Genomic DNA, 20,633 nt, shown 5'->3' on the forward strand with positions numbered 1-20,633 from the left:
GGTCAGGTCACCTCCCGAGGGACACGGTCGAGTCGCACCGGCACATGGTGGCGTCAGCTCCCGGCCGCGGACCGGGGCGGCGGCACCGGCGCGGGCGGGCGGCCGTCGGGCGGTGACAGGAGCCGGCCGGAGCGTCGGCTGTCCCGCCTGAGCAGGACGTGAGCCGCTCGTTCAGGACGTCGAGGAGCGGTCTGTCGCCGAGGCTGATGCGTGCGCGCTCGAAGCAGGTGTCCGCGAGCCGGGCGGCGAGGGCGGCGGGCTCGGAGTCGGCCGCGAATTGGCAGTCGAGGACCAGGGTCACGTCGCCGCGGGGGGTGGCGGCGAACGCGATGTCGACGGATGCGAGGTCCAGGCCGTGGCCGCCGTGCGGCAGGTGGAGGTCGTCCGGGGTGGCGCGGTGGGCCAGGACCGGTACGGGGAGCACGTTCTCGCTGGTTCTCAGGTGCGGTTCGAAGCGGCCGTAGTCGTAGCGGTCGACGAGGGCGCCCGGCCGGGAGCCGTCCGGGCGCATTCGGCCGACCAGGCTGAACAGCGGTACCGCGCGGGTGAGTTCACGCGTGCCGGAGTCGAGTACCGCCGATCCGCTGGATGTTCGCGGCCCCATCGCGTTCCCTTCGACACCGTCGTCCTGATACCCGTCCGCCCGGTCACGAACCGACCGTCGCGCGGGCCTCCCCGGGTGGGGCGGCCCGCGCGACGGTCGTGGTGTGCCGGTCCGGTCAGGCGAGCTTCGCGGACAGGGTGATCGGTACGGCCTTCAGGGCCTGGCTGACGGGGCAGTTCACCTTGGCGTCCTCCGCCGCGGCGACGAAGCCGTCCTCGTCCAGGCCCGGCACGGTGCCCTCGACGGTGAGGTGGATGCCGGTGATGCCCTCTCCCGGCTGGAACGTGACGTCGGCGGAGGTGACGAGCTTGGTGGGCGGGGTGCCGGCCCCGGCGAGGGCGTGCGAGAACGCCATGGAGAAGCAGCTGGAGTGGGCGGCGGCGATCAGCTCCTCGGGGCTGGTCTTGCCGTTGGCCTCCTGCGTGCGGGCAGCCCACGTCACCGGCTGCTCGGCGATGGCGCCGGAGGTGTCGAAGGTGACGACTCCGTTGCCCTCGAGCAGGTTGCCTTCCCAGACGGTGTGTGCGGAGCGCGTGGTAGCCACGGTCATTCCTTTCCTATGGTCCCGGATCCGGGTTTCGGACTCCATACGATCACACTCCGGCTCAGCTCACCCGGAAGACCGGTCCACGTGCGCTGAACGGCAGTCGTGCCCCCTGCGGGATCAGGTAGGCGTGCTCGCGCCGCACCCGCAGGACGTCGCACCAGCCGTCGGTGATCACGAGGACCGGAGCGGCGGGCGGGAAGTCGTCGGCGCGGTGCAGCAGGTCGATGCCGGGCTGCAGGACGGTGCCGCCCCGGCCGCGGACCCGTACCCGGCCAGCGATGTCGGTGACCGGGAGATAGCCGGCGTCGTGCGGGGCCGCGTCGCAGAACACGACCCGCGCGGCCGGTACGTCCCGGGCCTCGGCGTACGAGGCGATCGCGCCCAGCGCCTTGCCGAGCAGCACCCGGTCCATGGAGCCGGAGGTGTCGAGGACGACGCCGAAGGTGCAGCGGGCGATCTCCTCGGGCGGGAAGTACCGTCCCGCGCGCGGGATGTCGGGCGTGGCCGCCTGGCGGCGGGAGGGGCGCGCGTACGTCCGTACGGGCTGTGGGCTCGGTACGAACTCGTCGAACCAGCGGGCCAGTCGGGCGTCCCAGGGCAGCGGGGGGTGGCTGAGCGCGCGGATCTCCTCGACCAGGCCGCCCGGCAGGTGGCCGCGGTCCTGTTGCTCGTGCAGGTCGAGGCCGCGGGCCAGGCCCCGGCGGTAGAGCTCGTCGAGGTCGACGTAGTCGCGGGGCGCTCCGAGCGGGCCGCCGAGGATGTCGCGGGCGCCCTTGCCGCGCAGGGTGGCCAGGCGGCGGGTGCGGCGCAGGTCGCGGGCGATGCGGTCGTGGACCTCCTCCGCGGACAGGCCGGTCAGCTCCGGGTCGTGCAGGAGGCCCTCGGGCATGGTGCCGACCTGCATCTCGGTCAGCCAGCCGTTGATGACGTAGTCGCAGGCGATGTTGAAGAGGAAGGGGTCGCGGGTGCCGCAGCGGTCGCCGTGGCGCAGGGCGGCGTGCAGCATCTCGTGGGCGAGGACGAAGCGCCACTCCTCGTCGTCGAACCGGCGCAGGGGGTTGACGTAGATCTCGCCGGCCTCCGGGTTCACCGCGGCGACGGAGATGCCGTGGGCGCGGGCGAGTTCGGCGTCGGCGACGAGGGTGATGCCGGCGGCGATGCCGCCGAGCAGCGGGTAGGAGGAGACGAACCAGCTCAGGGCCCGTTCCCAGGGGTGCAGTCGGGTGGGGCCGCCGGTCATGGAGTCGCGGCGGCCGCCGGCCAGGTCCAGGGCGGTGGACATGGTGCGGGTCAGGGCGTGCGCGAACGCGATCTGCCAGTCCGGTACTTGGCCGCCCCACCTGCTCCACGGGAGCAGCAGCTGGTCCGCCTCTCCCGCGGCCGTGCCGCAGTGCTCGTACGCGCCGGGGATCCCGGTCCGCCGCCAGCTCGCGGCGAGTTGCTCCTCGTCGCCGCCGGGGTACGACAGCGGGAGGTCGTCGGGGGGCCGGCCCACGGGGACGGTCAGCAGGAAACGGTTGACGACCGTGCAGCGGGCGGCGAGGTCGTGGCGGTCGGGCTGGACGCGTTCGCCGGTGGCGGCGGGGACGTGTCCGAAGCCGAGGTGGATGAGGGCGTGTGCGAGGGCCCAGGCCCATTCCTCGGGTTCGGCGAGGCGGGTGGGGTGCAGGTGGACGGTGCCGTTGGAGGTGACGCGGGCGAGGCCGTGCCGGGGAGCCAGGGCGCACTCCTTCTCGCGGCACAGCTTGGCCTCGATGGCGGCCAGCGCGGGGTTCGCCATCGCCAGCCGCACGCCGTCGGCGCACGCCTCGGCGGCCGGGTCCTTCTTGGGCTCGTTCTGCTTGCGTCCGCGGCTCATCCGCGGGCCTGCGCGGTCTCGCGTGTACGGCTCACGGGCGGGCCCCTGTGCGCGCGGTGGCCGGGCTCATCGTCGCGCCTCCACCAGCCGGGGCATGTCCCGGGCGGCCTCGATGAGGAACCAGGCGGGCAGGAGGGGGTTGCCGTCGGCGTCGGAGGCGATGACGCTCTGGGCGACCTCGACGGAGATCTCGGCGAGCTGTACGAGCAGTGACTTGGCGCGGTACGCGGTCTGGCGGCCGTTCGCCGACATGTGGTCCTTGCTCGCGGGCAGTTCCTTGACGAGGCGGCCGCGGAAGGACTCGGCGAGGTAGTAGAGCAGGTCGCGGTCTTCCAGGCGGTTCGGCCAGCGGGCGTCGCCCTTGAGGATCGCCTCGATGCCGAACCGGCTGCGGACGATCTTGGCGTAGCCGCAGAACGCGGTGGCGTGCGCGGGCGTCAGCGTGCCGTGCGCCAGCACCTTGAGCGTGTCCTCGTCGAGGCCCGGCCCGAAGGAGTGCAGGGCGTCGGAGAGCATGTGCCAGGAGCGGGGCGTGGAGAACGGCTCCTCGGTCTTCGGGGGCTTGGACCACAGGTGGTCGGGCCGGTCGGTGAGGTGGTCCAGGATCCACGGGTGGATGCCGTTGCCCGCGGCCCAGACGAGCCAGTCCTTGGCGGAGGCCTCCAGGTGCACGTGGGTGAGGCGGTTGACGAGCGCGGAGGCGATCGGGCGGGCGAGGGCGTTGTCCGTGGCGCGGTTGCCGGCGCCGATGACGATGGAGCCCTTCGGCAGTTCGTAGTTGCCGATCCGGCGGTCCAGGATCAGCGAGTAGAACGCCTTCTGGACGTCCGGTGTGGCCGCGTTCAGCTCGTCCAGGAAGAGGCAGTACGGCTCGTCGCGGGCGATCGCCTCGGGCGGGCAGAACACCGAGCGGCCGTCGCGGATCTGCGGGACGCCGATGAGGTCCTCGGGGGCGAGCTGGGTGCCGAGCAGGCTCACGCACTCAAGGCCCAGCGACTCGGCGAACTCCCGTACCAGGGACGACTTTCCGATGCCGGGGGCGCCCCAGACGAAGACCGGCCGCACCGTGGCGAGACCGAGCAGCAGCTCGGGGATGCGGGAGGGTGTGACGGTGACGGCTGCCTGCAAGTAGTGGCTCCTGGGAGTGTTCGAGGGGGCCGGGGCGTACTGGTGCGCGACGCCCGGTACGGACAGTGTGGGCGCGGCGGCAGGCGGGCGCAGCCCATTTATCGCGCCCCGGGTTCAGGCGGCGCGTCGGTCCTGGCGCGCCGCCAGCGGAACCTGGGGGCCGTCCGTCTCGCGCAGCCAGCGGCGCAGCACGCGGTGGATGTGCTCGGCCCCGGCGAGCTGGGTGCCGTCCTCGTCGGGTGCGGACAGGGCGAGCGGCGACAGCAGGAAGGCCTTGGCCTGGGCGCCGCCGAGGCCGCCGTGCGAGCCGATCTGTTCCTCGAAGGCGAGGACTTCGCCCTCGGCGGGGTCGTACCAGGAGTTGACCATGATGTCGGCGGTGTGCGGGAAGGAGTGGGTGCGGCGGACGGCGTCGGCGGCGCGGGGCCCGAAGTCGGCGAGCGGGCCGGGGTCGTCGTCGAGTTCGTCCAGGGGGATCTCGGCGCCGAAGGGGCCGAGGACGACCCCGCCGTGCTCCTCGCTGCGCACCAGCAGGAAGCCGATGCCGGGATGGTTGGCGAGGGTGGTCAGCAGGGCGGGGTGGCGGGCGTCGATCTCCTCCTTGCTCATCCGGTGCGGTACGTCCGGGAAGGACACCAGGCCGAGGTTGCCGGAGGCCAGCACGATCGGCTCCGAGCGGCGGCTGGAGGGGCGGTACTGTTCGCCGCCCTCCTCGACGGGCCGGTGCAGTGCGGCGCGTACGGCGGCGCGGGCCTCGGCGCCGCTGTGGGTGCGTCGCGCCCGGCGCGGCACGGGCAGCCCGCAGCCGGCCCGGACCAGGTCGCCGAGGGTGAGGCCGTAGCGGGTGCGGAAGGTCTCGCCGGGGCTCTGGCCGTGGTCGGACAGGACGACGATGCGGTACGGGCGCGGGGCGTGCTCGGCGACGTTCTCGATGAGGGCGAGGGAGCGGTCGAGGCGTTCGAGGACCTTCTCGGCGTCGCGGCTGAACGGCCCGGAGTGGTGCGCCACTTCGTCGTACGCCACCAGGTCGGCGTAGACGGCCGTGCGTCCGGCGAGCATGTCGCCCATGACCGCGGCGACCACGACGTCGCGTTCGACGACGGTGGCGAAGGCGCGGATGAAGGGGTAGAGGCCGCCGCGGGAGACCCGGGGGCGATCCTTGCGCACCCGGGACCGGGTGGACTGGCCGATCTCGCGGCCGGCTTCGGCGACGAAGGACATGGCGGTGCGCACGGCGTTGGCCGGGTCGGAGAAGTAGGCGAAGTAGCCCGACCGGGAGCGGTTCTCGCGGCTGCGGCGGCGGGTGGCGATGGACAGCACGAGGGCTTGTTCGTCGGCGCCGCCGGAGAAGAGGTTGCCGCGGCTGGCGCCGTCGGCGGTGAGCAGTCCGCCGTCGCCGGTGGCCTCGACGGCGCGGCGCTGGAGTTCGGCGGCGCTGGTCGGGCGGTTGCAGACCATGACCTCGCGGCGGTCCTTCTCGTACCAGCGGAAGGCGGGGATGTCGTGGTTGCTGCCGTGCAGGATGCCGAGCTGGCTGGCGCCGGTCTGGCTGGACCAGTCGGTGCGCCACGGGGTGAGCCGGTGGGTGGGCCCGCGACGGCCGCCGGCGTCGGCGGGGGCGGCGGGGGCGGCGCCGAGCCAGCGGGCGACGGTGGGCAGCAGGCCGCGGCCGACGGCGTCGAGCAGGATGTCGTGGCCGACGCCGTCGAGCTGTATGAAGACGGTGCCGGGGCTGGCCGGGCAGGCCGCGCCGCCGCCCCTGCGGCGGCGGTCGGCGAGACGGTACAGGCGGCGCCGGTAGGCGTCGTCGTCGCGCACGGCCAGGGCGGCGCCGGTGGCGGAGGCCACGGCCGACATCACGGCGGCGACCACGACCGCGGTCTCCGGGGCGGCGTCGCCCCGCTCGGCCGGGTTGAGGCGCAGCGCGATCAGCAGCAGCCCGCCGTTGAGGAAGAAGACCAGCAGCCCGAGCACGAGCGCGGGCACGAGCAGCAGCAGCCGTACGAGAAGCGGCCACACCAGTGCCGACAGCAGACCGAAGGCGCCCGCCCCGAACGCGGCGGTGACGGCGATCCGGGTGGCGCTGTCGCCGTCGACGGACTGGATCCGGAAATCGGGCAGGATGCCCGCCAGCACGAGCATCGTGAGGGTGGACACGGCCCACACCGTGACGCTCCGCCCGACCTGACTGGCGACCCGCCGCCACCGCCCTGCACGCACGCCCAGCACACCTCACGTCCCGGCCCGGCCCGTCATCGGTGCGGGCCCGGGGCAAGCCTGTCATACGGGCCCGGCCGGACAGGTTCCTCGTGGTGCCGCTAGCGCCCGTCGTAGCCGGCCGTCGGCATCGACAGCCTGCGGTGCACGTGGGCCTTCATCTGGGCGTCGTACGCGGGCTCCGCGCGCCCCACGGTCTCGACCCGTACCCCGCGTCTGGCGCACTCGGCGGTGAACTCGTCGACCGACGACAGGGCGCTCTGCAGGACGCGCAGGCTCGGCGCGACGAACACGTCGCGGCCGGGGCGGACGCCCTCCCACAGGACACCGTGGTCGGGACGGAGCCGGTGCACGAGCAGTTCCCGGGTGACGACGTAGCCCCGCTCGGCGGCCCAGCGGGCGCACATCGCGTGCTGGCTGCGGGAGTCCACCAGGAAGGGGTCGTCGTCGAGCTCCTCCAGGGGCGTCAGGCTGGCGATCGCCGTGACCCGCAACGGCGGGCGGCCGACCGGTGCACCGCGGACCTCTCCCATGGAGTCCCCCCTCACTCACCTCCGGGTTTCGCCGCCGACCCTACTCCTGCCCGTAGGCTTCGGGGAGTCGCGCGAAGGAGGCAAAGAGGTGCCGGTGGAGATCACCTGGTGGGGTCACGCCACCTGCACGGTCACGGATTCGGACGTACGTGTGCTCACCGACCCTCTGTTCGTCCGCCGTCTGGCTCATCTGCGGCGCCGTCGCGGGGAGTTGCCGCCGCCCGGTGCCTGGCGCGCGGACGTGGCGCTGGTGTCCCATCTGCACGCCGACCATCTGCACGTTCCCTCGCTGGCGCGGCTCGCCCCGGGCACGCGCCTGCTCGTGCCCCGGGGCGCACCACGGGCGGTACCGGGGCTGCGCCGGCTCGCGCATCTGCGGGTGAGCGAGGTGGCTCCCGGTGACGAGGTCAGGGTCGGTGACCTGGTGGTACGGGTCGTGCCCGCCCGGCACGACGGCCGGCGGCTGCCGCTCGGACCGCACCACGCCCCCGCGCTCGGCTATGTCGTGGAGGGCGAGGGCCGCACGTACTTCGCCGGGGACACCGGCCTGTTCGACGAGATGGCCAAGGAGGTCGGGCCGGTCGACGTGGCGCTGCTGCCGGTGGGCGGCTGGGGACCCTACCTCGGCGAGGGGCATCTGGACGCGGGGCGGGCCGCTCAGGCGCTGGTCCGGCTGGCGCCGCGCAGCGCGGTGCCCGTGCACTACGGCACGTACTGGCCGATCGGGATGGACGCGGTGCGCCCGCACGAGTTCCACGCGCCGGGTGAGGAGTTCGTGCGCCTGGCGGCCGAGCGGGCACCGCAGGTGGCGGTGCACCGGCTCGGGCACGGGGAGAGCGTGCGGCTGGAGGTCGCCCGGTGAGCTGGGTGACCGCCTCGACGGCTGTGACGCCGGAGTCCACGCAGCAGGCGATCGGGTATCCGACGCTGTTCGTGCTGGTGCTGCTCGGGGCGCTGGTGCCGGTGGTGCCGACGGGGGCGCTGGTGAGTTCGGCGGCTGTGGTGGCCTTTCACCAGACGGCGCCGTTCGCGCTGGCGCTGGTGTTCGTGACGGCTTCGGCGGCCGCGTTCCTCGGTGACATGGCCCTGTACTGGCTGGGGCGGCGCGGCATGCGGTCGAAGAACGGCTCGCGCTGGCTGGAGGCGATCCGCTCGCGCGCCCCCGAGGACCGGCTCACGCGGGCGCAGGAGAAACTCGCCGACCACGGGGTGGCGGTCCTGGTGCTGTCCCGGCTGGTGCCGGCCGGGCGGATCCCGGTCATGCTGGCCTGTCTGATGGCGAAGTGGCCGATGCGCAGGTTCGCCCGCGGGAACTTTCCGGCGTGCCTTGCCTGGGCGGTGACGTACCAGCTGATCGGGATCCTTGGCGGGTCGCTGTTCAGCGAGCCCTGGGAGGGCGTGGTCGCGGCGGTCGCGCTGACCGTGGTGATCAGCGCGGCGCCGAGTGCGTGGCGCCGGGTCCGCCGGACCGCGAAGGCCTAGTCGAGGATCCGGGAACCTCCCACGGGCAGGTCCCACAGGTCCTCCCGGGCCAGGCCCGCCTTCTCCCAGGCCGCCCGCACCCGCGTGAGCGGCTCGAGCACCGGCTCCGCCGACAGGACGAACGTCGCCCAGTGCATGGGCGCCATGCGCCGCGCCCCGAGGTCCCGCGCCGCGCGCACCGCCTCCTCCGGGTCGCAGTGGACGTCGCTGAGCCACCAGCGGGGGTCGTAGGCGCCGATGGGGAGCAGGGCGAGGTCGATGCCGGGGTAGCGCTGTCCGATGCGGGCGAACCAGTGGCCGTAACCCGTGTCGCCTGCGAAGTAGAGGCGCTGTCCGTCGGGGGCGGTGAGCACCCAGCCGCCCCACAGGGTGCGGCAGGTGTCGGTGAGGGAGCGCTTGGACCAGTGGTGGGCGGGCACGAAGTCGAAGCGGACACCGCCCAGTTCGGCCGCCTCCCACCAGTCCAGCTCCGTGACCTTGGTGAACCGGCGGCGGCGGAACCAGCGGGCGAGCCCGGCCGGCGCGAACACCGGGGTGTCGCGCGGGAGTCGGCGCAGGGTGGGGGCGTCCAGGTGGTCGTAGTGGTTGTGGCTGATGACGACGGCGTCGACGCGCGGCAGGTCGCTCCAGGCGATGCCGACCGGGGTGATGCGGGCCGGGGTGCCGAGGATGCGGCGGGACCAGACCGGGTCGGTGAGGACGGTCAGGCCGCCGATCCGTACGACCCAACTGGCGTGTCCCGCCCAGGAGACGGCGATCGTGCGCGCGTCCACGCGGGGCAGCGGGGCCGGTTCGAAGGGCAGTCGGGGGATGTCGGCGAGACCTTCCCGGCCGGGGCGGATGGAGCCCTCGCGGGCGAAGCGGGCCATGGACTTCAGGTCGGGCAGCGGGGCGGTCAGCCGGTCGTGGAAGGAGCGCGGCCACACCCGGTGCTCGCCGAGCGCTCTGGGGGCCGCGGCGGGCGTGACGGAGGCGGGGGCCGCGGGAGCGTCGGTGTCGTGGCGGGGCGTGCTCGTGGTCGACTCGGACTGCTGCGTCATCGAGGAGGCTCCCATCGCTGAGCGTCGTCGCGGAGATCGTCGAAGACCGATTCCAGGTGGATCAACGCGCGTTGCACGTGTGGCAGTTCCAACGGTGAGGGGGAACCGAGGCATTCCGCGCGTTCCTCGTCCGTGTCTCCCAGCAGCGGGCCGGTGGACAGCCGCACCCGCAGCGCCCCGAGGTCGTCGCCGAAGCGGTGGCCGCCCGGTGCGGGCATGCCGAGCCGGGCGGTGAGGAAGTCCTCCAGTTCCTGGGCGTCGCCCACCCCGTGCCCGGTGAGCGCGGTCTTCAAAGGTCCCAGGTCGACGTAGAGATGGCGGCCGGCCTGCGGGGGCCGGGCCAGCGCGCCCGCCGTGACGACGGCCGTGTGCGCGGCGGCGGCCACGCGCGCGTGCAGGCGTACGGCGGCCTTGACGCGGGCGGTGAGCGGCTCGGGTTCGGTCAGGGCGTACGCGGCCGCGACGGCGACCGGGGCGGCGACGCGGGCGCCGAGCGCGGTGAGCACGTCGAGCACGCGCGCGCGTAGGGCGTCGCCCATCTCGCCCGCGGGGAAGCGGGCGACGGCGGCCGGCCAGCCGGTCGGCAGCAGGGCGCCGGCCAGGTCGGTGACGACGGTGGCCTTTCCCGGCAGCATCTCGGCCGGGCTGAGCAGGACGGTGCCGTGCGGGTCGTGCAGGGTGTCGCGCCAGGTCTCGTCGCTGACCAGGTGCAGACCCTCGCCGACGGCGGCCTCCAGGGTCTCGTGCAGCAGCTCGGGCGGGGCCACGGTGGCGGTCGGGTCGTCGGCGAGGGACAGCACGAGGAGCCGCGGGTCCCCACCCTCGGCGCGAACCCGGCGGACGGTCTCCAGGAGGGCGTACGAATCGGGGACACCGCCGGACTCCGCCGCTGTCGCCACATGGAAGACGGGTCTGCCCAACAGGCGTGCGTACGGTGCCCACCAGGCGGCGCAGGGCCGCGGCACCAGGACGTCGCCGCCGAGGGCGGCGGTCAGGGCGAGCAGCAGGGAGGGTGAGCCGGGGGCGGCGACCACATGGCCGGGGGCGGTGGGCAGGCCACGCCGGTCCCAGTAGCCGCAGGCGGCCTGAAGGAGGTCGTCTCCGCCGCCGACCGGTTCGCTGCGGGCGCGGCCGGCCGCGGCGGCGAGTACGGCGGACAGCTCGGGCAGCACCGGCAGGCCGTCCTCGGGAAGCGGCGGCCCGAAACGGACGGGGCCGTGGCCTTCCGGGTCCGTCCGCGGCATACGTACCTCCGGGGTGGGGGGCTTGCCTTCTGTGCCGTTGTCTTCTGTGCCGTTGTCTTCTGTGCCGTTGTCTTCTGTGCCCTTGCCTTCTCTGCCCTTGTCGCCGCCCCGGCATGCCCGGTGGCTCGTGTGGTGCGGGTCGTCCCCTCGGGCTCTGAGTGCCCGGACGGCCCTCCCGGCATGGGCGCCGATGCGGGGTGTGCCGGTCACACGACGGCGACGACGGCCGCGGCCGTGTCGGCCCCGGACGGTGTCAGCTCTCGCCGGCGGTCCCCTTGCGGCGCAGCCGGTACACCGCGGCGCCGAGCGCGCCCGTGATCAGCAGGCCGCCGCCGACCAGGGCGGGCACCGAGTCGGTGAAGGCGCCGCCCTCGCCGGCCCGCACGCCGCGCGGGACGGCCGCCGCGTGGCAGGAGTCGGTGGGTGACTCGGTGCAGGGGCGGGTGGTGGCGGGGGTGGTGGCGCAGGAGTCGCCGTGCGCGCCGGTCCCGGTGGCGCACGGTTCGCCGCTCGCGCGGGTCACCGTGAACGTGGCGCTCCACTGCTTGCCCTGCCCGCCGGGTGCCGCCGGGCAGGTGCCGTCGACGGTCCACGCGGTGTCCTTGCCGACCCCCTCCACCTCGCCTTCGAGGTCCTCGGCCGGGGCGATCCGGGCGGTGCCGCTGTAGGCCGGGCCGGTGCCCTTGTCGTCCTTGCCGGAGACCAGCCGCAGGGCGACGGTGCCCTCCTCGAAGGCCAGCGAGGTGGCGTCGATGGTGTCGGGCGGGGAGCCGCCGGTCGGGTCGCAGGTGACGGAGACGGTGACGCTGCCGCCCGGGGAGGCGCTGCTCGGACTGACCTCGGCGGCCGGCTCCGCGAGGGCGGCCGGTACGGCGATGCCCAGGGCGGCAGCCGCCAGGGCGGCGACGGACAGGGCACGGGCGCTCGGGCGCATGGGGAGGGCTCCTTCGGCCGACGGCTGCGGGGGCACGACCGCCGTGTCCCCGCACCCATCACAGCCCGCCCACCGCCGGGGCGCGCGCGGCCGGACACCATTCGCGGGACGGGAACCGCCGAGCGGGTGACACCGCACCGGCCCCCGCCGCGGCGTCAGGCGGCGGCGTCCCGCATGACCTGCTCCCGCACCCGCCCGCAGCACCGGCTGATCAGCCGGGACACGTGCATCTGCGAGATGCCCAGCTGCTCGGCGATCCGGCTCTGCGTCATGTCCGCGAAGAACCGCATGTACAGGATCGCCCGCTCGCGTTCAGGCAGGGCGGCGAGCCGGGGCCTGACCGCCTCGCGGTCCACGACCGTGTCCAGCGCGGGGTCGGCCGAGCCCAGCGCGTCGCTGAGCGAGTACCCGTCCTCGCTGCCGGGCAGCTCCGCGTCCAGGGACAGCGCGGTGAAGCTCTCCAGGGCCTCCAGGCCCACCAGGACGTCTTCCTCGCTGAGGTTCGCGTGCGCGGCGATCTCCGCGACGGTGGGCCGGCGGCCCGGGATGGTCTGGGACAGGTCCTGGCTCGCGAAGCGGACGCGGTTGCGCAGGTCCTGGACGCGGCGCGGCACGTGCAGGGTCCACATGTGGTCGCGGAAGTGCCGCTTGATCTCGCCGGTGATGGTGGGCACGGCGTAGCTCTCGAAGGCGTTGCCGCGTGCGGGGTCGTAGCGGTCGACGGCCTTGACCAGGCCGAGGGCCGCGACCTGGCGCAGGTCGTCGAAGCTCTCGCCGCGGCTGCGGAAGCGGCCCGCGAGGCGGTCGGCCATGGGCAGCCAGGCCTCGACGATCTGGCCGCGGAGGGTGTCGCGCTGTGGGCCGGGGGGAAGCTCGGCGAGCTTGCGGAACGCCTCTGCCGTGTCGGGTGCGTCGTCGTGCGGATGGTGCTTCGCGCTCACTTTGGTCGCCATGGTGCGTCGCAACTCCCTAGGAGTGCTCTGGGATGGACGGTCACCGTGGGGAGAGGGCGTCTGCGGCTCGGACAGACGCGCCCGTGGCGGCCTGGGCCGCTCCCACGGACGTGCCTCCGGTCCGAAGCACTGGACATGCGCCTGCCCCCGGGCCCCGACCGCAAACACGGGCAGGTTTTCCGGGGACGCGCAGGGTGACTCGTAGAGCTGCTGCCCGTGTCACCTGTGTGTCCCCTAGGCCCGGGAGGTCCGTACATGAGCACCAAGGTCTCCGACCACGTCCTTGAGCGACTGCGCGAGTGGGGTGTGGACCACGTCTTCGGCTATCCCGGCGACGGCATCAACGGCCTGCTCGCCGCGTGGGGGCGGGCCGACAACCAGCCGCGTTTCGTCCAGTCCCGGCACGAGGAGATGTCCGCGTTCCAGGCGGTCGGCTATGCCAAGTTCAGCGGCCGTCTCGGCGTGTGCGCGGCCACGTCCGGGCCCGGCGCGATCCATCTGCTGAACGGGCTGTACGACGCGAAACTCGACCATGTGCCGGTGCTGGCGATCGTCGGTCAGACGCACCGCACCGCGATGGGCGGCTCCTACCAGCAGGAGGTGGACCTGCACAGCCTCTTCAAGGACGTCGCCTCCGAGTTCGTGGAGACGGTGACGGTGCCCGAGCAGCTGCCCAACGTGTTGGACCGGGCGATCCGCACCGCGTACGCGCGCCGCTGTCCGACGGCGATCATCATCCCCGGTGATGTGCAGGAGCTCGACTACTCGCCGCCCACGCACGAGTTCAAGATGGTGCCCTCCAGCCTGGACCGCAGTTCCTGGACGGCGACGCCGTCCGAGGAGTCCCTCCGGCGGGCCGCGGAGATCCTCGACGCCGGTGACAAGGTGGCGGTCCTGGTCGGCCAGGGTGCCTCCGGCGCGCGCGCCGAGGTGGAGCGGATCGCCGAACTGCTCGGCGCCGGTGTGGCCAAGGCCCTGCTCGGCAAGGACGTCCTGAGCGACGAACTCCCCTACGTCACCGGCTCGATCGGCCTGCTCGGCACGCGTCCGTCGTACGAGCTGATGCGGGACTGCGACACCCTGCTGACGATCGGGTCGTCCTTCCCGTACACGCAGTTCATGCCGGAGTTCGGCAAGGCGCGGGGGGTGCAGATCGACATCGATCCGCACATGGTCGGGATGCGTTATCCCTACGAGGTGAATCTCGTCGGCGACGCGAAGGCCACGCTGCAGCGGCTGATCCCGATGCTGGACACCGAGCGGGGCGGGCGCGAGTGGTACGACACGGTGCGCGCCAACGTGTCGCGCTGGCGTGAGGTGATGGAGCGGCGGGCCCAGCTGTCGGCCGCTCCGATCAACCCCGAGTACGTGGCCCATGCGCTGGATCCGCTGCTGCCGTCCGACGCGATCGTCACCTCCGACTCCGGCTCGGCGGCGAACTGGTACGCGCGGCACCTGACCATGCGGCCCGGTATGCGCGGGTCGCTGTCCGGGACGCTGGCGACGATGGGCTGCGGAGTGCCGTACGCGATCGGCGCGAAGTTCGCGCACCCGGACCGGCCGGTGATCGCGCTGGTCGGGGACGGCGCCATGCAGATGAACGGCCTGGCCGAGATGATCACCGCGGCGAAGTACCGCGACCTGTGGGAGGACCCGCGGCTGGTGGTCGCGGTCTGGAACAACCACGACCTCAATCAGGTCACGTGGGAGATGCGGGCCATGGAGGGCGCCCCGTCCTTCCCGCCCTCGCAGCAGCTGCCGGACGTGCAGTACGCGGCGTTCGCCCGCTCGCTCGGGCTGACCGGGATCCGGGTGGAGAAGCCGCAGGACGTCGAGGCGGGCTGGCGGGCCGGCCTGGAGGCGGACGGGCCCGCGGTGATCGAGTTCCTCACCGACCCCGCCGTACCGCCGATCCCGCCGCACGCCACCTGGGAGCAGATGGAGGCCACGGCCGCGTCGATCCTGAAGGGCGACGCGGACCGCGGGTCCATGGTCAAGCAGGGATTCAAGGCGAAGTTGCAGGAGTTCCTGCCGGGCCGCGAGAAGAAGTAGCGGCGGCGGCCGGCTGGGGGGCGACAACCGGTTCGTACCGGTCGGCGTCCTCCTCGGGAAGCAGCAGTTCCTCATAGCGGCCCAGTGCCAGCACCACACCGAGCATGAGGAGCGGGATGATCACAGCGAGCAACGCCATGGCCTGTCCTTTTCCAGGGATGTGCGCGGGGGGTGCGGGCCGGGTCTCCCCCCATCGGGAGGGCAAACCCCGTGTCGCTGTCCGGTCCTCGGGTACGCGGGTGTCCACCCCGAAGTTCTGGAGGGAGACATGCAGCGAGGCAGCGACCGGCTGAGTCGTCACCGCGACGACGAGATGAAGCACGAACTGCAGGGTCTGCTCCGGTCCGGCCACCCCACGCGCAGCGAGGAGTGGCACGACCCGGAGCCGACCGCCGAGGACGATCCGGAGATCTGGGGCGGGCCCGTCGCGCCGGCCGGGGCGTCGCTGGAGACGGTCCGGCTGGAGCTGGCCCGGATCCTGGGCCGCAGCTCCTTCCCGGCCACGTCCGTGGAACTGGCCCACACCCTGCGCCGCAAGAACGCTCCCGACACCCTCGCCGAGGCGGTGGAGCGGCTGCCGCGCAAGGAGTCCTACGCCACCGTGCAGGAACTGGCGCGGACGCTGACCCGGAGGGAGGGCGCCTAGTGGCGGCCGACTTCGTGAAGGACGTCATGACCCCGGGCGTCGTCGCCGTACGCCCGGACGCCTCGCTCGTCGAGGCGGCGCAGCTGATGCGCACGCAGGACATCGGCGACGTCCTGGTGGCCGACGGACAGCAGGTCGTCGGCATGCTCACCGACCGGGACATCACGGTGCGTGCCGTCGCCGACGGCGCGGATCCGCTGACGGTGAGCGTCCAGATGGTGTGCACGCCGGATCCGGTGGTGGTCGCCCCGGACGATCCGGTGTCGATGGCGGTGGCGCTGATGCGCGAGCACGCCGTACGGCGCCTGCCGGTCGTCGAGGACGGGCTGCCGGTCGGGATGGTGAGCCTCGGGGACCTCGCCGAGGCCGAGGACCCGGACTCGGCGCTCGCCGACATCAGCCGGGCCCTGCCCGACGACGCGCGGGGCGCCGACGGGCGGGACACCCTGTGAGCCCGGGCCGCGACCAGGCCACGAAGATCGCGGCCTCGGGCACCGTCGTGGACGTCGGCGAGACGACCACGCGCTACCTGCTGTACGGGCTGCTGCCCGGCTGGTTCGTGCCCGGTCTCGCCGACTGGGTCATGCACCGGCGCACCCGCATCGAGGACACCGCCGGGACCAAGGAGTCCCTGATCCACTCGCTGATGATGGCCGAGGTCGGCCTCCCCATCGCACTGACCCTGCGCTACGAGGTCAATCCGCTGCTGCTGAGCGTGCAGCTCGGCGGGGCAGCCGTGCACGAGGCGACCGCACTGTGGGACGTGCGCACGGCCGTCCACAGCGACCGCGAGGTCAAGCCGGTCGAGCAGCACATCCACAGCTTCCTGGAGTCGCTGCCGTTCGGCGCGCTGGCCGCCCTGATGTGTCTGCACGCCGACCAGGTCAGGTCACTGCTGCGGGGCGGCCGGGGCGACCCGGACGCCTGGCGTCTGTTACCGCGCCGGCCGCAGCTGTCGCCCGGCTATCTCGCGGGCATCACCGCCGCCATCGGCGCCTGCGTGCTCCTGCCGTACGGCGAGGAGCTGCTGCGCTGCCGGCGCGCGGCCCGGTCGAGGAAGAAGCGCGCGGGGGGCGACGAGGCCAAGTGGCGTGCCCCGCGCACCAAGAAGCGTTCCGAGAAAGGTCGTTGAACCATCATGCGCATCGCGTTTCTGACCGCGCCCGAAGGCGTCGAACAGATCGAACTCACGGACCCGTGGCAGGCCGCGAAGGACGCGGGCCACGAACCCGTGCTGGTGTCGACGAAGTCCGGCGAGATCCAGGCGTTCAACCACCTCGACAAGGCGGACACGTTCCCCGTGGACGAGGTCGTGGGCGAGGCGTCCGCCGGCTCCTTCGGCGGGCTGGTCCTGCCGGGCGGGGTCGCCAACCCGGACTTCCTGCGGATGGACGAGAAGGCCGTGGCGTTCGTACGGGACTTCTTCGAGCAGGGCCGTCCGGTGGCCGCGATCTGCCACGCCCCGTGGACCCTGGTGGAGGCGGACGTCGTCCGCGGCCGGGTGCTGACCTCCTGGCCGAGCCTGCAGACCGACCTCCGCAACGCGGGCGGCACCTGGGTGGACGAGCAGGTGAAGATCTGCGACCACGGCACCAACAAGCTGGTCACCAGCCGCAAACCGGACGACCTGAAGGCGTTCTGCGAGGCCTACCTCGACGTGTTCGCCCAGGAGGCCGCCTGATGACAGCCCCCGACGACCGCAAGCAGGACCAGCGCGAGGCGTTCCGCTCGGACGACCCGGCCGCCGGTCCGCTCACCACCGACCAGGGGGTGGAGGTCGACCACACCGACGACTCGCTGACGGCGGGCGAGCGCGGGCCGACCCTGATGGAGGACTTCCACTTCCGGGAGAAGCTCACCCGCTTCGACCACGAGCGGATCCCGATGGGGGTCCCCCCACGCCTTTAGGGCAGTGGGGGAGGGTGGTGCACGCGCGGGGCGCGGGCGCGTACGGCTACTTCGAACCGTACGAGTCCTGCGCGGAGTTCACCCGCGCCGGCTTCCTCCAGGACCCTGCGGTGAAGACGCCGGTGTTCGTGCGGTTCTCGACCGTCCAGGGCCCCAAGGGCTCGGCGGACACCGTGCGGGACGTGCGCGGTTTCGCCACCAAGTTCTATACCTCGGAGGGCAATTACGACCTGGTCGGGAACAACTTCCCGGTCTTCTTCATCCAGGACGGCATCAAGTTCCCCGACTTCGTGCACGCGCTCAAGCCCGAGCCGCACAACGACATGCCGACGGGCGCGTCCGCGCACGACACCCTGTGGGACTTCGTGTCCCTGCAGCCGGAGACGCTGCACGCGATCATGTGGCTGATGTCGGACCGGGCGATCCCGCGCAGCTACCGCATGATGCAGGGCTTCGGCGTGCACACCTTCCGGTTCGTGAACGCCGAGGGGCGCGGCACGTTCGTGAAGTTCCACTGGAAGCCGCGGCTCGGCGTGCACTCGCTGGTGTGGGACGAGGCGCAGGAGTGCCAGGGCCGCAACCCCGACTTCAACCGGGGTGATCTGTGGGATGCGATCGAGGCGGGCGAGTACCCGGAGTGGGAGCTGGGTGTCCAACTCGTCCCCGAGGAAGACGAGTTCGCCTTCGACTTCGACCTGCTCGACGCCACGAAGATCATCCCGGAGGAGCAGGTGCCGGTCCGGCCGATCGGCCGGATGGTCCTGAACCGCAACCCGGAGAACTTCTTCGCCGAGACCGAGCAGGTCGCCTTCCACACGGCCAACGTCGTCCCCGGCATCGACTTCACCAACGACCCGCTGCTCCAGGCCCGGAACTTCTCCTATCTGGACACGCAGTTGATCCGGCTGGGCGGGCCCAACTTCTCCCAGCTGCCGGTGAACCGTCCGGTGGCGCCGGTGCGGACCAACCAGCGCGACGGTTACCACCAGAGCGCGATCCACCGGGGCACGAACTACTTCCCGAACTCGCTGGGCGGCGGCTGCCCCGCGCACGCCGGCGCCGACGGGCACGCGTTCACGCACTACGCGGAGCGCGTGGACGGCCACAAGATCCGTCGGCGCAGCCCCAGTTTCCAGGACCACTACAGCCAGCCGGCGCTGTTCTGGAACAGCATGGCGGACTGGGAGAAGCAGCACATCGTCGAGGCCTTCCGGTTCGAGCTCGGGAAGGTCGACGCGAGGACGGTCCGGGCCCGGACGGTCGAGCAACTGGCCAAGGTGGACGGCGAGTTGGCGGCCGAGGTGGCGCGGGGCATCGGCGTGCCGGAGCCTTCGTCGGCCTCGGCGGAGAGGTCCAAGCTCTCCTCCCCCGCGCTGAGCCTTGAGTCCCTGCGGGGCAACGGCTCGATCCGCACCCGGCAGATCGCGGTCCTCGTCTCCGACGGCATCGATGCCGAGCAGGTGAGCTCGGTGCGCCAGGCGCTGGCCGCGGAGGGCGCGATCGTGGAGGCGCTGGCGGCGACGGACGGCGGTATCCAGGGAACCGACGGTGAACTGTATACGGTCGACCGTGCACTGCCGACCGTAGCCTCCGTACTGTATGACGCCGTGCTGCTGCCGGGCGGGCCGGTCGGCACCCCGCCGACGGCCGCCGACCCCGACATCGCCCGCTTCGTCCGGGACGCCTACCGGCACGGGAAGCCGGTGGGTGCCCTCGGCTCGGGCGTCGGGATCCTGTCGGCGCTGGAGCCGGAAGGGGTCAGGCTGTCCACCGAGTTCCACCGGGTCGTGACGGACCGGGGCGTGGTGACGGACACCTCGCCCGGCACCGCGAGCGAGGAGTTCACCCGGGCGTTCGTGGCGGCGATCGCCGGGCACCGGTACTGGGACCGGCCGCCGACGCGCCACTGACCGCAGACGGGCCAGGCACCCCTGGAAGACCGCCCCGGGAAGACCGGGAGACCCTCAGGAGCGGGGAGTCGCCGACTCCCCGCTGCCGCGTTCCCGGGCTCCTTCACGGGTGCGGCCCGCGGCGACCGGGCGGTTCGGATTGCGGCGCAGGAACTCACCCTCGAGCTGCGCCATGCGGTCGTTGTGGGCCCGCAGCGCGTCGTTCGAGGCGTACAGCAGTGTGTCGTGGCGCGTGCGGTGGATGGTCTCCAGCTCCTTCATGAGCTGCTGGTCGTCCAGCCGGGCGGCGTCGACTCCGGTCATGGTCATGTCCCGCTCGTCGTGTTCGTTCATGCCCTCCGGGTACCCGCCCGGTGAGCACTACCCCCAAGCGGCACCCGGGAGGGAGCCATGGATCTCGCGTTTCTGCATCCACTCTACGAACATCCGGGGCCTTGGGCCTCCGTGTACGTCGACACCTCCCGGCACACGGAGGACACGCCCCACGAACGGCATCTGGCCGCGATGGCGGTGTCCCGGGAGCTGTCCGGGCAGGGCGCCGACGAGGAGACGTGCCGAGCCGTGCGGGAGGCGCTGGAGGAGCTCCAGCACTCCTCCGAACCGCACGGGCGGGCCGTGTTCGCACGGGCCGGCGAGGTCGTACTCGATCCGCCGCTGACCAGGGCTCCGGACGGCAACAGCGCGTACTGGGCGCCGCTGCCGCACACCGCGCCGCTGCTGGAGCTGGCCGGTGAGGACACCGTGTGCATCGTCGGGTACGTCGACCGCAGGGGCGCCGATTTCGAGCTGCGCAGCGCGTTCGGACCGCAGGATGCCGGTTCGGTCGTCGGTCGACAGTATCCAATCCACCGTACGCGGTCGACCGACTGGTCGGAGCGGCACTTCCAGCTGCGGGTGGAGAACACCTGGGAACACAACGCGGCCGAGATCGCGGACGCGCTCGCGGTCTGCCAGGAGGAGACCCAGGCCGACCTGCTGATCCTGGTCGGTGACGACCGGGAGCGGCGGACCGTGCACGACCGGCTGCCCAAGCGGCTGCACGACCGGGTCGTGGAGGCGCCGCACGGCACCGGCAGCAGGCTGCTCCAGGAGGACGTGGAGCAGGCACGCGCCGCGCATGTACGCCAGCGGGCGGAGCGTGAGCTGGAACGGTTCCTCGCGGCCCGCGATCCGGGCGACGACGGGCGTGCCGGGGCGGTCGAGGGCGTGCCGGCGCTGGTCGAGGCGGCGCGCGAGCACCGTATCGACGAGCTGCTGATCCGTCCGGACGGCCCCGACGCGCACCGCGAGGTGTGGATCGGCGAGGATCCCGACCAGCTGGCGGTGCGCCGCACGGATCTGAAGATCCTCGGCGAGCAGCACTCCTGGCCGGCCCGGGCGGACGACGCGCTGATCCGGTCGGCGGTCGCGACGGGCGCCCCGGCGATCTCGGTGACACCGGCGACCGGACAGGCCGTCGCGGCCGGTCCCGGCCAGTCCGAGGAGGCCGAGCGGGAGGTCCCGGTGGGCGGCCTGGGGGCGCTGCTGCGCTGGAAGTGATCCCCCTCAGCGGCGCGCGGCGCCTGCCGGGCCCGGTG

General features: G+C 73.0%; 20 protein-coding genes and 1 pseudogene. 9 read left to right on the plus strand and 12 right to left on the minus strand.

Annotated features, from left to right (window positions below; all coding sequences use genetic code 11):
* Window positions 1–7 precede the first annotated feature (7 nt).
* The 6 genes from OG252_RS11235 to OG252_RS11260 form a co-directional block, all read right to left on the minus strand.
* Window positions 8–604 (minus strand): hypothetical protein, encoded by a 597-nt coding sequence (locus OG252_RS11235; RefSeq protein ID WP_329335638.1) that lies wholly within the window; start codon window positions 602–604, stop codon window positions 8–10.
* A 115-nt stretch (window positions 605–719) separates the two neighbouring features.
* Window positions 720–1,148, minus strand: a complete 429-nt coding sequence (locus tag OG252_RS11240) for an OsmC family protein (protein ID WP_266450050.1) — start codon at window positions 1,146–1,148, stop codon at window positions 720–722.
* Between the two features lie 61 nt (window positions 1,149–1,209).
* Entirely contained in the window at window positions 1,210–3,009 is a 1,800-nt protein-coding gene (locus tag OG252_RS11245) for a vWA domain-containing protein (RefSeq protein WP_329335640.1), read from the minus strand.
* A 66-nt stretch (window positions 3,010–3,075) separates the two neighbouring features.
* Window positions 3,076–4,137, minus strand: a complete 1,062-nt coding sequence (locus OG252_RS11250; RefSeq protein ID WP_329335642.1) for an ATP-binding protein — start codon at window positions 4,135–4,137, stop codon at window positions 3,076–3,078.
* Window positions 4,138–4,251: 114 nt separating this feature from the next.
* A complete protein-coding gene (locus OG252_RS11255) occupies window positions 4,252–6,366 on the minus strand; it encodes a phage holin family protein (protein ID WP_329335643.1) in 2,115 nt (704 codons plus the stop codon).
* Window positions 6,367–6,455: 89 nt separating this feature from the next.
* Complete coding sequence (locus tag OG252_RS11260) at window positions 6,456–6,887, minus strand: hypothetical protein (RefSeq protein WP_266450046.1); 432 nt, start codon at window positions 6,885–6,887, stop codon at window positions 6,456–6,458.
* An 88-nt stretch (window positions 6,888–6,975) separates the two neighbouring features.
* Between OG252_RS11260 and OG252_RS11265 the strand changes: the two genes are divergently transcribed.
* Both OG252_RS11265 and OG252_RS11270 read left to right on the plus strand, forming a co-directional pair.
* Entirely contained in the window at window positions 6,976–7,749 is a 774-nt protein-coding gene (locus tag OG252_RS11265; RefSeq protein ID WP_266450045.1) for an MBL fold metallo-hydrolase, read from the plus strand.
* Window positions 7,746–8,369, plus strand: coding sequence for a DedA family protein (locus OG252_RS11270; RefSeq protein WP_329335646.1), 624 nt, complete (start codon window positions 7,746–7,748; stop codon window positions 8,367–8,369). Before OG252_RS11265 ends, OG252_RS11270 begins: the two co-directional genes overlap by 4 nt.
* On the opposite strand, the gene OG252_RS11275 is transcribed toward OG252_RS11270, so the two are convergent.
* From OG252_RS11275 to OG252_RS11290, 4 genes are all read right to left on the minus strand, one after another.
* Window positions 8,366–9,409 (minus strand): MBL fold metallo-hydrolase, encoded by a 1,044-nt coding sequence (locus OG252_RS11275; protein ID WP_329335648.1) that lies wholly within the window; start codon window positions 9,407–9,409, stop codon window positions 8,366–8,368. The genes OG252_RS11270 and OG252_RS11275 overlap by 4 nt on opposite strands.
* Window positions 9,406–10,653, minus strand: coding sequence for an aminotransferase class I/II-fold pyridoxal phosphate-dependent enzyme (locus tag OG252_RS11280; protein ID WP_266450042.1), 1,248 nt, complete (start codon window positions 10,651–10,653; stop codon window positions 9,406–9,408). The genes OG252_RS11275 and OG252_RS11280 overlap by 4 nt, the downstream gene beginning before the upstream one ends.
* Window positions 10,654–10,906: 253 nt before the next feature.
* Window positions 10,907–11,587, minus strand: a complete 681-nt coding sequence (locus OG252_RS11285) for a hypothetical protein (RefSeq protein WP_266450041.1) — start codon at window positions 11,585–11,587, stop codon at window positions 10,907–10,909.
* 155 nt (window positions 11,588–11,742) lie between these two features.
* A complete protein-coding gene (locus OG252_RS11290) occupies window positions 11,743–12,540 on the minus strand; it encodes an RNA polymerase sigma factor SigF (RefSeq protein ID WP_266450040.1) in 798 nt (265 codons plus the stop codon).
* 255 nt (window positions 12,541–12,795) lie between these two features.
* Between OG252_RS11290 and OG252_RS11295 the strand changes: the two genes are divergently transcribed.
* On the plus strand, window positions 12,796–14,592 hold the full coding sequence (locus OG252_RS11295) for a thiamine pyrophosphate-requiring protein (RefSeq protein WP_329335651.1): 1,797 nt from the start codon (window positions 12,796–12,798) through the stop codon (window positions 14,590–14,592).
* Here the strand turns inward: OG252_RS11295 and OG252_RS11300 are convergent.
* Window positions 14,546–14,731: a hypothetical protein gene (locus tag OG252_RS11300; RefSeq protein ID WP_329335653.1), complete on the minus strand. Its 186-nt coding sequence runs from the start codon at window positions 14,729–14,731 to the stop codon at window positions 14,546–14,548. The two genes, OG252_RS11295 and OG252_RS11300, sit on opposite strands and share 47 nt — an antisense overlap.
* A 129-nt stretch (window positions 14,732–14,860) precedes the next feature.
* Between OG252_RS11300 and OG252_RS11305 the strand changes: the two genes are divergently transcribed.
* The 5 genes and pseudogenes from OG252_RS11305 to OG252_RS11325 all read left to right on the plus strand — a co-directional run bounded on the left by OG252_RS11305 (window position 14,861) and on the right by OG252_RS11325 (window position 19,056).
* Window positions 14,861–15,238: a DUF2795 domain-containing protein gene (locus OG252_RS11305; protein WP_329335655.1), complete on the plus strand. Its 378-nt coding sequence runs from the start codon at window positions 14,861–14,863 to the stop codon at window positions 15,236–15,238.
* Between the two features lie 26 nt (window positions 15,239–15,264).
* A complete protein-coding gene (locus tag OG252_RS11310; protein ID WP_406499161.1) occupies window positions 15,265–15,690 on the plus strand; it encodes a CBS domain-containing protein in 426 nt (141 codons plus the stop codon).
* Entirely contained in the window at window positions 15,687–16,370 is a 684-nt protein-coding gene (locus tag OG252_RS11315; protein WP_329335660.1) for a diguanylate cyclase, read from the plus strand. Before OG252_RS11310 ends, OG252_RS11315 begins: the two co-directional genes overlap by 4 nt.
* 6 nt (window positions 16,371–16,376) lie before the next feature.
* A complete protein-coding gene (locus tag OG252_RS11320; RefSeq protein WP_329335662.1) occupies window positions 16,377–16,919 on the plus strand; it encodes a type 1 glutamine amidotransferase domain-containing protein in 543 nt (180 codons plus the stop codon).
* Window positions 16,919–19,056: pseudogene (locus tag OG252_RS11325) on the plus strand (catalase). Before OG252_RS11320 ends, OG252_RS11325 begins: the two are co-directional and overlap by 1 nt.
* Window positions 19,057–19,110: 54 nt before the next feature.
* Here the strand turns inward: OG252_RS11325 and OG252_RS11330 are convergent.
* The gene (locus tag OG252_RS11330; RefSeq protein WP_053747239.1) at window positions 19,111–19,389 is read right to left on the minus strand and encodes a DUF6158 family protein; all 279 of its coding nucleotides are present in this window, start codon (window positions 19,387–19,389) and stop codon (window positions 19,111–19,113) included.
* Between the two features lie 57 nt (window positions 19,390–19,446).
* Between OG252_RS11330 and OG252_RS11335 the strand changes: the two genes are divergently transcribed.
* Window positions 19,447–20,595, plus strand: a complete 1,149-nt coding sequence (locus OG252_RS11335) for a baeRF2 domain-containing protein (protein WP_329335666.1) — start codon at window positions 19,447–19,449, stop codon at window positions 20,593–20,595.
* Window positions 20,596–20,633 lie beyond the last annotated feature (38 nt).

This window comes from Streptomyces sp. NBC_01352 (assembly GCF_036237295.1).
GTDB lineage: Bacteria > Actinomycetota > Actinomycetes > Streptomycetales > Streptomycetaceae > Streptomyces > Streptomyces plumbiresistens.